We start from the raw sequence: 13,234 nt of genomic DNA on the forward strand, positions 1-13,234 counted from the left end.
TAACGTATTTATGTTTTAAGAAAGTTGCGATTTTTGTAATCCGAGTTAGATCTAATTATTTTACGTTTTGTTCAAAGTTAATTTTCCATAAAAAAACCAAGGTATTAATGTCATACCGAATGCATAACCTTTTTTTTTGTGATAGACTTTTGCTAATTCCACATTTATTAAATATTTTGGAATTAATCTAATGAAAGGAATTAATAAGAAAATAATCCACCAAGTAGGTTTTTTAGAAATTTCTAAAAAGATTAAATCTTTTTTAATTGGTATTATAGAATAAATACCTTTTTTCTTATAATTTACGAATAGCACATACGAACTATAGTAAAACACTACAAATAGTAATAGTATTGTTGGAGATTCAATTATACCTGTAAAAAGAGTTCTAAAACTAAAGTTTGATATAGAAAACGATGGAATTGAAAACGATGGAAATGAAGGGATAACATTACTTATGCTTATATCTGATTTTAAGTAAGAGTCAATTAGATGCCAGCAGTACAAAAAAATATCACTTACTATAAGAAAAGATAGTAAACTAATCAATAATTCATTAAACGAATATTTTGTCTTTTTAATTTTAGAAATTATGATAACTGCCCAAAACACAAATAAAACACTATTAATTACTTTGTAAATAAAATACGGAGATGTTACTATGCTAAAAATTTGTTTTTGATAAATAAAGAACCAAATATTAGAAATCACTTCAGATGATAGCATAAAAAAAAAGCCATATTTTATAACTTTTTTAAGTGTTATATTAAACGAATCTTTAGCCTTAATTATAAAGTAAATCAAACATAGTATTAAGATAATGTCAAAAATTACAACATGAAAGTAGAATCCCACTCTATTAATAAAATTATAATAATAGGTTGGAAAAACCTTATAAAATAAAGCAATTAACATTGTGCAGATAACAATATATTTTGGGATGTTTTTAGAATTCATTTTTTGTTTTTATCAAATTTTTGCCAACCTGTTTTTTGTATGGTTTGTTCCGTTTTAAGCGACTAATTTAAAAAATAATAATAAAATAAAACCTGAGAGAGTTTTCGTAAGTGATTAAAAAAAAGCAATACTTAATATTAGCTGAAGTGTATAGTTTTTCCTTTTGTATTACTAAGATTTAGAATTATTATTTTTTTAAATAATTTTGATTTTGGAATTTCTTTTTTTAATATTTCTAACTCTTGATTTCGTATATCTGAAGAAATATGATTAATTAATATTATGACAAAAAATTAATTAGTCACTTTATTATTTTTACACAACTTCCAAAATACTATCCTTAATTCTTTGCGCTGTAATTTGTAAAACCCTTCTATTAATTTCTGATGCATTATCAGCATAAAAAGTAAATTCATCCGAAGAAAAATGACCAATAATTATCCCTAAAGTAAAGTTCTTATAATTATTATCCGTTTTAAAAACAGAAGTAATTTTACTTCTTCTTTTCTTATCCGTTAAATCAGTAAAATCTACTTTTCTTTTTATAAGATGGTGCTTAAATGAACTAATCAACAAACTGTGCTGCATTTTTATTACCGGTCTTAATACTTCATTCTGAAATTTTTCCATTTCAGAAGTTCCTTCATTCACTAAATCCGTTAATACTGATCTCTCTTTTTTATTCATCTAATAATTCGTCTAATTCTAGTTGATAATCGTATTGTAAATCTTCGTGTAACGTAGCAATTGCTTTTTTAATTAAAACCACTTGCCTGTCAAAAGTTGCAACTAATCTTACACTCCCTTTCATAGACGGTTTAAACTCTTTTAAACAACGACAAAAATGGAGCAATAATGCTACTTCTGTTTCTTTCTTTTTAGAATACCGAATAAATTTTTTATTGAGTGTTAAAATCTTTCGAACGCTTTTTCTAATATAGAAATAACTCTTTGTGTTAATCTCAGAAAACAATACTTCGTTTTGATCTTTTACACTCTGTATGTATTGTTCTTCGTCATGAGACTCGAACAACAAATACGTTAGTAATTCTTTATTCTCTTTTTTAAATTTTGATAAATGCAAACACAACTCTTTCAACTCATTGGCAGATTTATGAGAGAGTTCGTCTTTTAATTGTTTTACAGTTACTGCTTTCATCAACTTTAATTTTGTACAAGATAAAAAAAACCTCACAATAGTTGCCAAATAAATGCAGCATTAACTGTGAGGTTTATATTTATGTTTCCGCTATCGCGGGATAAGAATCTTACTGAATACTTGGTACGTTTACAACTTCATTTACATCAGCATCATAATCTACACCACCAACTTTAAAACCAAAAAGGTTGTAAAAATCGTTGCTATAACCTTCTAAATCTCCAATTTCTGATAAGTTTTCTGTAGTTGCAGTTTCCCAAAGCTTGTTAACTTCTGCTTGTACATCTTCTCTCATTTCCCAATCGTCAACTCTAATTCTTCCTTTTTCATCCAAAGCTAAATCGCCTCCAAATAAACGTTCACTATACAAACGCTGAATTTGCTCAATACAACCTTCATGAATTCCTTTTGCTTTCATCACTTTATATAATAATGAAATATATAAAGGAATTACAGGAATTGCAGAACTTGCTTGTGTAACTAATGCTTTATTTACAGAAACATATGCTTTACCACCAATCGATTTTAAATCGTCTGTAATTGTAAAAGCTGTTGCTTCTAAATGATCTTTTGCAGCTCCAATAGTTCCGTTTCTATATACTGGTTTTGTTACTTCTGGGCCAATATAAGAATAAGCAACTGTGTTAGCTCCTTCTGATAATAAGTTTTCAGATTGTAATGCGTCCATCCACATTTTCCAATCTTCACCCCCCATTACGTTTATTGTGTTTTCTACATCTTCTCCTTCTGCAGGATTGATAGAAATTTCTGATACTTTACCTGTATGAAAATCTACTGTTTTATTAGAAAAAACATCTCCTATTGGTTTTAAAACAGATTTATATCTTTTTCCTGTTGTTGGATGTGTTCTTACTGGTGATGCTAAACTGTAAATCACCAAATCAATCTGACCTAAGTCTTCTTTAATTAAGTTTACAACTTGTTCTTTTATCTCGTTAGAAAAAGCGTCTCCATTAATACTTTTTGCATATAAACCTGCAGCAGTTGCGTGTTTTTCAAAAGCAGCTGTATTATAAAAACCTGGTGAACCTGGTCTTCCTTCTGTTGCTTGTTTGTCAAAGAAAACTCCAATTGTAGCAGCATCAGAACCAAATGCACTAGATATTCTTGAAGCCAATCCGAATCCTGTAGAAGCACCAATTACTAGTACTTTTTTTGCGCCTTCAATTTTTCCTTTCGATTTTACATATTCTATTTGATTGATCACGTTTTGCTCACAACCCGTTGGGTGCGATGTTAAACAGATAAATCCTCTTGTTCTTGGTTCTATAATCATGGTTGTTGGTTTTAAAAAATTCGTCATTACGAGGAAGCATGACGAAGTAATCTTTTATTTATAATTAAAATAATCAGATTGCCACGTCGTTCCTCCTCGCAATGACGTAAATTTATGTGTTATTTTAAAAATTGAAGTACATTCTCCTCAATTCTATTTAATACATTCTCTGTGGAAGCCTTTACAAAAGTTTCTCCAGTAATTTGTTCGTATAATTCTATATATCTGTTAGAGATTTCGATGACTTTATCATCTGTCATTGCCGGAATTTGTTGTCCATCTTTTCCTTGAAAACCGTTTTCAATTAACCACTGACGTACAAACTCTTTAGACAATTGTTTTTGCGCTTCTCCGCTATCTTGTCTTTCTTGATACCCATCAGCATAAAAATAACGAGAAGAATCTGGTGTATGAATTTCATCAATCAATACAATTTTACCTTCTTTCGTTTTCCCGAATTCATATTTAGTATCTACTAATATCAACCCTCTTTTTGCAGCAATTTCTGTCCCTCTTGCAAATAAAGCTCTTGTATAGTTTTCTAATACAATGTAATCTTCTTCAGAAACAATTCCTTTTGATAAAATATCTTCTCTAGAAATATCTTCATCATGCTCTCCGTTATCTGCTTTTGTTGATGGCGTAATTAAAGCTTCCGGAAATTTATCGTTTTCCTTTAAACCTTCTGACATGGCAACACCACACAAAGTCCTTTTACCTAATTTGTATTCACGCGCTGCGTGACCAGACATATAACCACGAATTACCATTTCTACTTTAAAAGGCTCACATAAATGACCTACGGCAACATTTTCATCTGGATTTGCAATTAACCAATTCGGAACAATATCTGCGGTATCATTCATCATTTTTGTTGCAATCTGATTTAAAATCTGACCTTTAAACGGAATTTGACGTGGTAAAACAACGTCGAAAGCAGACAATCTATCTGTTGCAATCATTACCAAAAGATCGTCATTTATATTATAAACTTCTCTTACTTTCCCTATATAAACAGACTTCTGCTTAGGAAATTGAAAATTAGTATTGTTAATTGTATTCATTATATGTTATGTTGTTGTGGCCGCAAAAATAAACTAAAGACTAGTTACTAACAACTAAAATTTTTATTCTGTTTCTATACTCTTATATGCACTAATTATTTTCCTCACCAATCGGTGTCTTACCACATCTTTATCGTCTAAGTATACCTGAGCAATTCCTTCAATATCTTTTAAGGCTAATAAAGATTCTTTTAAACCAGAAACTTGCTTTCTAGGTAAATCTATCTGACCAGGATCTCCCGTAATAATAAACTTTGCACTTTTACCCATTCTTGTTAAAAACATCTTCATTTGATTATGGGTTGTATTTTGCGCTTCATCTAAAATTACAAATGCATTGTCTAAAGTTCTACCACGCATAAAAGCCAAAGGTGCAATTTGAATCACTCCTTTTTCTATATAAGATTCTAATCGCTCATGCGGAATCATATCTCTTAAAGCATCATACAAAGGCTGCATGTACGGATCTAATTTCTCCTTTAAATCTCCAGGAAGAAATCCTAAATTTTCACCAGATTCTACCGCAGGTCTTGTTAAAATTATTCTTCTAACTTCTTTTTCTTTTAAAGCTTTTACCGCCAAAGCAACTGCTGTGTATGTTTTCCCTGTTCCTGCAGGTCCAACAGCAAACAACATATCGTTTTTACCCATAAGAGTAACCATTTTACGTTGGTTTTCGGTTTGTGGCTTTATCAACCTTCCGCTAACTCCATGTACCAAAACTTCTTTAGCGTTTTTAGCCGCAGTTGTTTTTTCTTCATTTCCGTTAGACGTTAGAATTTGTTCAATACTATTTTCATCTAACTTATTGTATTTATTATAATACTTTATCAAACGTTCTATTCGAATTTCAAACTCATCTAAAATTTCTGGTTCTCCATAAATTTTTAATTTAGATCCCCTAGCAACGATTTTAATTTTTGGAAAGTATCTCTTTAATTGTTCAATAGTACTGTTTTGTGCTCCGAAAAAATCTTTAGGACTAATTTCTGTAAGCTCTATAGTGCGTTCGTTCAAATGGTTAATTTTTATTAATAAATTACATTTATATTTCAACTAAAAATAACCAATAAATTTTTTAAAATGATTAGATTTGCGTAAAATAATTAACAACTTTTACACAATTAATTAACAGCCCATTTTTTAATGTCTATAATCACTTTAACAACAGACTTTGGCACAAAAGACCACTTTGTTGGCGCTGTAAAAGGAGCTATTTATTCTGAATTACCAGATGCTAAAATTGTAGATATTACACATGAAGTATCTCCTTTCAGTATTACTGAAACTGCTTATATTTTAAAAAACTCTTACAAAAGTTTCCCTAAAGGTACCATACACATTGTTGGTGTAGACTCAGAATTAAGTGATAACAACAAACACATTGCCATAGAATTAGATGGTCATTTTTTTGTATGTCCAGATAACGGGTTAATCTCTATGATTGCTTCGGAAATTCAACCAAGTAAAATTGTAGAAATCAATATTCATGATAGAATAGAAAGTAGTTTTCCTGTTTTAGATGTATTTGTACAAGTAGCCTGTTTTATTGCTAGAGGAGGAAATTTAACGGTTATTGGTAAAGAAATTCCTGAATTTAAAAAGATTGTAGAAATTCAGCCAAAGACAAATCAGCAGAAAAATCAAATTTCTGGAGGCATTATTTATATTGATAATTACGGAAATGTAATTACCAATATCAGTAAAAAAATGTTCAAAGAAATAGGCAAAGGAAGAAATTATATTGTGCATGCAAGAAAACATTCTTTTACAAAAATATTCACTAAATATAATGAAGTAGTAAGCAATGAATCTTACACCAACCAGCAATATGAAGGTCATAAATTGGCTATTTTTAATTCTGCCGGTTATTTAGAAATTGCAATTTACCGAAGTAATTTAGACACAGTTGGAGGTGCATCTACCCTGCTAGGTTTAGGCTATAGAGATGCTATAATTATCGATTTTATCGATGACATAAAACCAGATTTCACTCACTTAACCTAAAAACATGTTTGTTAGAATTGTAAAATTAAGTTTTCATACCAAACACATCGTAGAGTTTTTATTAATGTTTGAAGAAAAAAAAGCATTAATTAGAGCTTCTAAAGGTTGTAACTTATTAGAATTATATCAAGACAAAACAAATCCTGAAATCTTTTTCACTTACTCTTATTGGGAACAAGAAGAAGATTTAGAAAATTACAGAAACTCAGCTCTTTTTAAAGATGTTTGGGCAAAAACAAAAGTGTTTTTTAACGATAAACCACTAGCATGGAGCGTTGATAAAAAAGTGAGCTTACAATAAAAAATTAAGACAAATATAAATAAATAATGGATTTCGATTTTACTACTTTTCCTGTTTTAGAAACAGACAGATTAACATTAAGAGCAATAAATTTAGAAGATGCAAAAGCAGTTTTTGGTTTAAGAGCAAACAAAGAAGTTAATAAATACATACAACGTGAGTCTCTTAAAAATCTTTCTGAAGCTAGAGCTTTTATAGACCAAGCCACTAATTTAGTAGCGGACAACAAAGGGATTTTTTGGGTTATTGAATCTAAAAACAGTGCAGAATTACTAGGTACAATTGGTTTACGTAATTTTGATGTTGCAGAAAATTATGCAGAAATCGGGTATGAAATTCACCCAGACTACCAAGAAAGAGGTTATATGACTGAAGCTTTTGAAGAAGTATTAGAGTATGCTTTTGAAAAAATGGAATTAAAAACCATAGAAGCTTTTACACACAAAAATAATCTTGCTTCTATTACGTTGTTACATAAACTAGATTTTGATTTGCAAACAGACAGAACAGATGAAGGTTTTGAAGACAATAGAATTTATAAGTTAGAAAAATAGAAACTAGAGATCAAAATAAAGAGTCTTCGACAAGCTCAGGCAGACATCAGAAATATTAATTGGTTATTGAATTTAATTTAGTAACATCTTAAAAACTAAGAACAATTAAAAAACAATGTCACACTGTGCTTGTCGAGATACTTTTGACAAATAAAATTAGAAATACAAAGAACCAAGTAAACGCATAAACATTTTACATTGATAGCGATCTTAAAGAAGGAATTCAACTCATTTTTTGCAAGCCCAATTGCCTATTTAGTTATTGGTGTTTTCTTATTGTTAAACGGTTTGTTTCTGTGGGTTTTTAAAGGCGATTTTAATATTTTAAACGCAGGTTTTGCAGATTTAACCTCGTTTTTCTTCTTAGCTCCTTGGGTCTTTTTATTTTTGATTCCGGCAATTACCATGAAAAGTTTTGCTGATGAATTTAACAACGGAACCATAGAACTCTTAAAAACAAAACCAATTTCCGATTGGCAAATTGTACTCGGTAAATTCTCGGCTTCCCTCCTATTAGTTTTTGTTGCTTTAATACCTACGCTAACCTATATTTATACGATTTATCAATTAGGAAACCCTGCCGGAAACATCGATTTTGGTAGTACAATTGGTTCTTATCTTGGCTTATTATTCTTAGCCGCAACCTATACTGCTATTGGTTTATTTACATCTACACTTTCTAAAAACCAAATAGTAGCCTTTATATTAGGTGTTTTTATCACCTTCTTTTTATTTTATGGTTTTGATGTAATTTCCGATTCTATCGGTAATAATTTAACCCTAAAAAAAATGGGATTAAACGAACATTTTAAAAGTATTTCTAGAGGTGTAATTGACACACGAGATATTGTATACTTTTTAAGTGTTACTGTTTTCTTTTTATTCATCACTAAAACACGTTTAGATAATGAATAAAAATATAAAAAATAGCATCCTTATAATTGTTGGATTGATTCTCTTAAATGTGATCAACCAATCATTTTACAAACGTTTCGATTTAACAGCAGATAATCGTTACACGCTTTCTGAAACTACAAAAAACATCCTTTCTAAAGTAAACAATCCTCTATTTGTTACCGTTTATTTAGAAGGAGATTTTCCATCAGAATTTAAAAGATTACAAGCAGAAACAAGACAGTATTTAGAAGAGCTAGCCACTACTAATTCTAACATCAGAATTAATTTTGAAAACCCAGATAATCAGCGAGAAGAGTTGATTAAAAGAGGCATGTTACCTAGCCAGTTAACCGTTGAAGAAGATGGTAAATTATCTGAAGCTATTATTTTTCCGTTTGCAGAAGTAGTGTACGGTAAAAAATCTACCGTTGTTTCATTATTGCCAAATGCCATTGTAGCATCGCAAGACGAACAACTGCAAAAAGCCATTGAAAACTTAGAGTATAGTTTTTCTAACGCCATTAATTCTGTTACTCAAAAAAAACAAAAAAGTGTGGCTGTAATTACTGGAAACGGAGAATTACAAGACATTTATCAATATAGTTTTTTAAGTGAAGTTGCTAAGAAATATAAATTAGCAAAATTTACATTGGACTCTGTAGAGATCAATCCACAGCAAACTCTAAAAGATTTAACGTCTTTAGATTTGGCTATTATTGCAAAGCCAACCGAAAAGTTTACAGAGAAAGAAAAACTGACTTTAGATCAATTTATCGCCAATGGCGGAAAAACATTGTGGATGTTAGACAATGTGCAAGCAGATCAAGATAGTTTATTCAATTCTGGAAAGATGTTGGCGTATCCAAGAGATTTAAACTTAACAGACCTATTATTTTCTTACGGAATAAGAATTAATACCTCTCTGATTAAAGATTTATTTGCTGCTCAAATCCCTTTAGCTACTGGTAAAGTTGGAAATCAAACGCAGTTTAAAAATTTAGATTGGTTTTTCCATCCTTTGGTTGGTGGAAATCCAAATCATCCAATTACAAAAAATGTTTCTCCTGTTAGATTGCAATTTTCAAATCAGATAGATACTTTAAAAAACAACATAAAAAAAACACCTTTATTATTAAGTTCTACTTTAACGAAAAGAATTGGAACTCCTAGCTTTATTGAACTACAATCTATTGCTGATGAAGTCATTGAAGATGAGTACAGAGGCGGAAATCAATTAGTTGCAGTTTTACTTGAAGGTAATTTTAAATCGGCCTATAAAGACAGGGTAAAACCTTTTGAAACCAATCTTTTTAAAGAGCATTCGATCAACAATAAAATGGTTGTAATTTCTGATGGTGATATTGGAAAAAATCAAATTTTAAAAAAGCAACCGTTCGATTTAAATAGAGATAAATGGACAAATCAACAGTTTGGTAATAAAGATTTCCTTTTAAATACTGTCGATTATTTACTAGATGATGCAGGCTTAATTCAGCTTAGAAACAAAACTTTACAAATTAGAACATTAGACAAACAAAAAGCGTTTAAGGAACGTACTTTTTGGCAGTTTTTAAACGTGGTTCTACCATTAATCCTTTTATTTACCTTCGGATTTGTTTTTAATTATTTGAGAAACAGGAAGTATAGTCGACTATAGTACAGAGATTTACGAAGGAAAAACGCAAAGATACGCTGAGATTTTTTTTGATAACGCAATACTTACTTGTATAACGACTATCACTTCGAAATGTTATACCCCCTATAAATCTAACAAGTCATCATGAATAAAAGTATAACCTAAAACTTCTTGGACTTTTTTAGAACTGATAATTTTCCATTCATAGACTTCATTATCTTCAAATTCTGGCATTTCAAAATCGTTGCTTAATTTTGCTATGGTATAAAATTCTCTCCTAGTTGGATGATGATTAGAACACGCATTAAAAGTTTCGTTCCAACAATCTTGTGCTATAATTTCATGAATAATTTCTATACAATCTTCTTTATGAATCATATTTACAAACCCCTTTGGTTGCGGAATTTTTCGTCCATTTTTAAACCAATTATAAGGTTGTCTAACATCACCAAATAAACCAGCAAAACGAATTATTGTGGTTTCAAAAAAAGTATTATCTCTAAATAAATTTTCAATTTCTGTTAGCGGTGTATTTAAAACAGCATCCTCTTCCGTCATTACTTTATTTATTCTACCATAAACAGAAGTAGAACTAATAAAGATCACTTTTTGAATCGGAGAGTTTTCAATTTGAGATATTAAATTTTCAAAACCATCCACATCTTTAGAAGTTATAGCAATGATTAAAATATCTGTATGTAAGAAATCATCATACTCTTCAAATTCAGAAATATTTACAATATAAGGTTCTATATGATTCATTTCTATAAGTTCTAGCTTCTCTTCGCTCGTAGTAGAACCTTTTACAGCATACCCTTCATCCAACAAAGAAATCGCTAAAGATTTCCCTAACCAACCACAACCTAAAACACTTACATTCCTCATAAAAAACCACTTTTTAACGCTATAAATAATAACAAATATACAATCCCTTTTTAAGGTTTTGTTAACAATTCTATTTATTTGAAGTTGTAATTTTGAGTATCAATAAAATCACAAAAAAAATCACTAATTATGAATAGAATTATTTTATCTTTATTTATCGCAGTATTTACATTAACTGTAAACGCACAAATTACTACACCCCAACCAAGTCCATTACAAAAAATTGAACAAATTGTTGGCTTAACAGATATTACTGTAGAATACTCTAGACCAGGAGTAAAAGGAAGAACAATTTTTGGAGATTTAGTTCCATTTAATGAAGCTTGGAGAACTGGAGCAAATGCCAATACAAAAATTACATTTTCTACTGATGTTACTATTGATGGTAATAAAGTAGAAAAAGGAAGCTATACTATTTTTTCTATACCTACAGAGAAATCTTGGGATATTGTAATATATGAAGAAACAAAAAGTGGAACTCCAAAAAAATTAGATGAAACTAAAATTGTTGCAAAAATGAATGTTGCAACACAAAATATACCAATGGTAATTGAAACTTTTACCATTAGTTTTGATGATATGACCACTAATACTGCTGTTTTAGGAATTATGTGGGAAAACACCTATGTAGGTTTTAAAATTGAAACACCAGTAGAAGAAATGGTTTCTAACCAAATTACAACTGTTATGAACGGACCTTCTGCTGCTGATTATTATGCAGCTGCATCTTATTATTTAGAAGCAGATAAAGATATTAAAGAAGCACAAATTTGGATTGACAAAGCTATTGAAATGACTGCTGAATCACCAAAATTCTTTTATGTTCGTAAACAAGCATTAATTCATGCAAAAGCAGGAGACAAAAAAGGAGCAATTAAAGCTGCAAAAGAATCTCTAAGACTTGCTAAAGAAGCAGGAAATGCAGGTTATATTAAAATGAATACAGCATCTTTAAAAGAATGGGGAGCAATGTAAATTGTTTTTCTCTTTAATAAAACTTAAAATCTCAAGCTTTCACTTGAGATTTTTTGTTTCCATACTATTTTCATCTAATTTCGCCACCTATTTTATACCTACAAATCGATACTCAAAATGAAAATTAAGAGAAAATTAATTTCATATTCTAACCTACTAGACCAACCCATAAAATTTAATCCATTTGTTTTTAATCGTACCTTTTTACTTTGGGCGCTCGTAGGATTAATTGGTGGTGTAATTGCAGGAACCTATTGGGTTGTTTTAGAGTTTTTAATTCATAAAATAGCTTTTTTTGATGGTTGGTTGGTAATTCCTACCATGGCTATTTGTGGTTTGTTAGCAGGGTTAATCATACATTTTATTGGAGACCCAGGAGAGATTGATTTAATTGTAGATAATATTCGTTTTAACAAAGGAAAATTAACTCCTAAAAACAACCCTTCAATGGTACTTTCCTCTCTACTTTGTGTAGCTTCTGGCGGAAGTCTTGGTCCGGAAGCACCTTTAGTACAGGTAACAGGTTCTACAGGTACATGGTTAGGAAAAATATTTAGATTAAAAGGAGAAGAACTACGCTCACTAAGTATTGCTGGTATGGCTTCTGGTTTTACAGCTTTGTTTGGAGCACCTTTAGGAGGAAGTTTATTTTCTTTAGAAATATTACATCACAAACACGCAGTAGAATACTACAAAGCAATTATGCCTGCTTTGGTTGCTAGTTGTTTTAGTTATATTGTTTTTTCATTAATTATACATTTAGGCTTAGGTGCTACTTGGACTTTGCCTACTTATCAATTTTCTGGAACCTTTGATTTTGGTATTGCCGTTTTATTAGCAATAGCTGCCACATTAGTGGGATGGATATTTATATATTGTACAAAGTTTTTAAAATCTGTTTTTAAAAAGATCAAAGTAGCTATTTATATTAAAACCTTAATTGGTGGGATACTACTTGGTATCATTTCTTATTATTTTCCTTTAACAAGATATTTTGGACATGAAGAAATTAACTCTTTGTTAAACAATGATTTCTCTATTAATGCTTTATTTTTAATACTAATTTTTAAAATCTTAGCTATTTCTGTAACCGTTACTTCTGGTTGGCGAGGTGGTTTTATAATACCATTGTTTTTTGTAGGCACAACATTAGGTTTGATAATTCACCATTTTTTTCCATCTATAAATGTTTCCTTAGCAATTATTTGTTGCATGGCAGGTATAAATGCTTGCGTAACAAGAACACCAATGAGTACCACAATATTACTAGCTACATTAACAGGTTTTTCTTATTTCATACCCATTCTATTTGCTAGTTTAACAGGTTATTTTTTAGCACCAAAAACTGCATTTATTGGTTCTCAAATGGATAAAAAAGAATAGTATTTAAAGATTAGTAATAAACTGACGAGAACGTTTTATTTTTTTCAAGAAATAAACGTGTTACCTATAAATTGACAATTAAAATCTATTTAAGCAACATTCTTTTTGGTTATTCGTAA

14 protein-coding genes are annotated in these 13,234 nt (G+C 30.0%); 7 read left to right on the forward strand and 7 right to left on the reverse strand.

Features of this window, described 5'->3' with window-relative positions; translation table 11 throughout:
* Window positions 1-60 precede the first annotated feature (60 nt).
* From H0I27_RS12100 to H0I27_RS12125, 6 genes are all read right to left on the reverse strand, one after another.
* Window positions 61-726 (reverse strand): DUF5684 domain-containing protein, encoded by a 666-nt coding sequence (locus H0I27_RS12100; RefSeq protein ID WP_218730947.1) that lies wholly within the window; start codon window positions 724-726, stop codon window positions 61-63.
* A gap of 546 nt (window positions 727-1,272) precedes the next feature.
* Window positions 1,273-1,644: a glyoxalase gene (locus H0I27_RS12105; protein ID WP_218730948.1), complete on the reverse strand. Its 372-nt coding sequence runs from the start codon at window positions 1,642-1,644 to the stop codon at window positions 1,273-1,275.
* A complete protein-coding gene (locus H0I27_RS12110; RefSeq protein ID WP_158838376.1) occupies window positions 1,637-2,116 on the reverse strand; it encodes a hypothetical protein in 480 nt (159 codons plus the stop codon). The genes H0I27_RS12105 and H0I27_RS12110 overlap by 8 nt, the downstream gene beginning before the upstream one ends.
* A gap of 109 nt (window positions 2,117-2,225) precedes the next feature.
* Window positions 2,226-3,413 (reverse strand): enoyl-ACP reductase FabV, encoded by a 1,188-nt coding sequence (gene fabV, locus H0I27_RS12115; protein WP_218733876.1) that lies wholly within the window; start codon window positions 3,411-3,413, stop codon window positions 2,226-2,228.
* A 119-nt stretch (window positions 3,414-3,532) separates the two neighbouring features.
* The gene (locus H0I27_RS12120; RefSeq protein WP_218730949.1) at window positions 3,533-4,477 is read right to left on the reverse strand and encodes a phosphoribosylaminoimidazolesuccinocarboxamide synthase; all 945 of its coding nucleotides are present in this window, start codon (window positions 4,475-4,477) and stop codon (window positions 3,533-3,535) included.
* 63 nt (window positions 4,478-4,540) lie between these two features.
* Window positions 4,541-5,494, reverse strand: coding sequence for a PhoH family protein (locus tag H0I27_RS12125; RefSeq protein WP_218730950.1), 954 nt, complete (start codon window positions 5,492-5,494; stop codon window positions 4,541-4,543).
* Between the two features lie 129 nt (window positions 5,495-5,623).
* Here H0I27_RS12125 and H0I27_RS12130 point away from each other — a divergent pair, with 129 nt between their 5' ends.
* The 5 genes from H0I27_RS12130 (at window position 5,624) to gldG (ending at window position 9,893) form a co-directional block, all read left to right on the forward strand.
* Window positions 5,624-6,484, forward strand: coding sequence for an S-adenosyl-l-methionine hydroxide adenosyltransferase family protein (locus tag H0I27_RS12130; RefSeq protein WP_218730951.1), 861 nt, complete (start codon window positions 5,624-5,626; stop codon window positions 6,482-6,484).
* Window positions 6,485-6,488: 4 nt separating this feature from the next.
* A complete protein-coding gene (locus H0I27_RS12135; protein WP_218730952.1) occupies window positions 6,489-6,785 on the forward strand; it encodes a putative quinol monooxygenase in 297 nt (98 codons plus the stop codon).
* A 26-nt stretch (window positions 6,786-6,811) separates the two neighbouring features.
* Complete coding sequence (locus H0I27_RS12140; protein WP_218730953.1) at window positions 6,812-7,339, forward strand: GNAT family N-acetyltransferase; 528 nt, start codon at window positions 6,812-6,814, stop codon at window positions 7,337-7,339.
* Window positions 7,340-7,537: 198 nt separating this feature from the next.
* Entirely contained in the window at window positions 7,538-8,254 is a 717-nt protein-coding gene (gene gldF, locus H0I27_RS12145) for a gliding motility-associated ABC transporter permease subunit GldF (RefSeq protein ID WP_218730954.1), read from the forward strand.
* The gene (gene gldG, locus H0I27_RS12150; protein WP_218730955.1) at window positions 8,247-9,893 is read left to right on the forward strand and encodes a gliding motility-associated ABC transporter substrate-binding protein GldG; all 1,647 of its coding nucleotides are present in this window, start codon (window positions 8,247-8,249) and stop codon (window positions 9,891-9,893) included. Before gldF ends, gldG begins: the two co-directional genes overlap by 8 nt.
* 102 nt (window positions 9,894-9,995) lie before the next feature.
* Here gldG and H0I27_RS12155 read toward each other — a convergent pair whose 3' ends face one another.
* A complete protein-coding gene (locus tag H0I27_RS12155; protein WP_218730956.1) occupies window positions 9,996-10,757 on the reverse strand; it encodes an NAD(P)-binding domain-containing protein in 762 nt (253 codons plus the stop codon).
* A 129-nt stretch (window positions 10,758-10,886) separates the two neighbouring features.
* Between H0I27_RS12155 and H0I27_RS12160 the strand changes: the two genes are divergently transcribed.
* Together H0I27_RS12160 and H0I27_RS12165 are read left to right on the forward strand one after the other, a co-directional pair.
* Window positions 10,887-11,732: a DUF2911 domain-containing protein gene (locus H0I27_RS12160; RefSeq protein ID WP_218730957.1), complete on the forward strand. Its 846-nt coding sequence runs from the start codon at window positions 10,887-10,889 to the stop codon at window positions 11,730-11,732.
* 117 nt (window positions 11,733-11,849) lie between these two features.
* Window positions 11,850-13,115 (forward strand): chloride channel protein, encoded by a 1,266-nt coding sequence (locus H0I27_RS12165; protein ID WP_218730958.1) that lies wholly within the window; start codon window positions 11,850-11,852, stop codon window positions 13,113-13,115.
* The last annotated feature ends 119 nt before the right edge of the window (window positions 13,116-13,234 follow it).

This window comes from Polaribacter sp. HaHaR_3_91, from assembly GCF_019278525.1.
Taxonomy (GTDB): Bacteria; Bacteroidota; Bacteroidia; order Flavobacteriales; family Flavobacteriaceae; genus Polaribacter.

What these genes read in the sequence shown, in the direction of transcription:
- H0I27_RS12100 (WP_218730947.1), bottom strand. Translation starts at nt 726, where the DNA reads ATGCTATCATCTGAAGTGATTTCTAATATTTGGTTCTTTATTTATCAA.
- H0I27_RS12105 (WP_218730948.1), bottom strand. Translation starts at nt 1,644, where the DNA reads ATGAATAAAAAAGAGAGATCAGTATTAACGGATTTAGTGAATGAAGGA.
- H0I27_RS12110 (WP_158838376.1), bottom strand. Translation starts at nt 2,116, where the DNA reads ATGAAAGCAGTAACTGTAAAACAATTAAAAGACGAACTCTCTCATAAA.
- fabV (WP_218733876.1), bottom strand. Translation starts at nt 3,413, where the DNA reads ATGATTATAGAACCAAGAACAAGAGGATTTATCTGTTTAACATCGCAC.
- H0I27_RS12120 (WP_218730949.1), bottom strand. Translation starts at nt 4,477, where the DNA reads ATGAATACAATTAACAATACTAATTTTCAATTTCCTAAGCAGAAGTCT.
- H0I27_RS12130 (WP_218730951.1), top strand. Translation starts at nt 5,624, where the DNA reads ATGTCTATAATCACTTTAACAACAGACTTTGGCACAAAAGACCACTTT.
- H0I27_RS12135 (WP_218730952.1), top strand. Translation starts at nt 6,489, where the DNA reads ATGTTTGTTAGAATTGTAAAATTAAGTTTTCATACCAAACACATCGTA.
- H0I27_RS12140 (WP_218730953.1), top strand. Translation starts at nt 6,812, where the DNA reads ATGGATTTCGATTTTACTACTTTTCCTGTTTTAGAAACAGACAGATTA.
- gldG (WP_218730955.1), top strand. Translation starts at nt 8,247, where the DNA reads ATGAATAAAAATATAAAAAATAGCATCCTTATAATTGTTGGATTGATT.
- H0I27_RS12155 (WP_218730956.1), bottom strand. Translation starts at nt 10,757, where the DNA reads ATGAGGAATGTAAGTGTTTTAGGTTGTGGTTGGTTAGGGAAATCTTTA.
- H0I27_RS12160 (WP_218730957.1), top strand. Translation starts at nt 10,887, where the DNA reads ATGAATAGAATTATTTTATCTTTATTTATCGCAGTATTTACATTAACT.
- H0I27_RS12165 (WP_218730958.1), top strand. Translation starts at nt 11,850, where the DNA reads ATGAAAATTAAGAGAAAATTAATTTCATATTCTAACCTACTAGACCAA.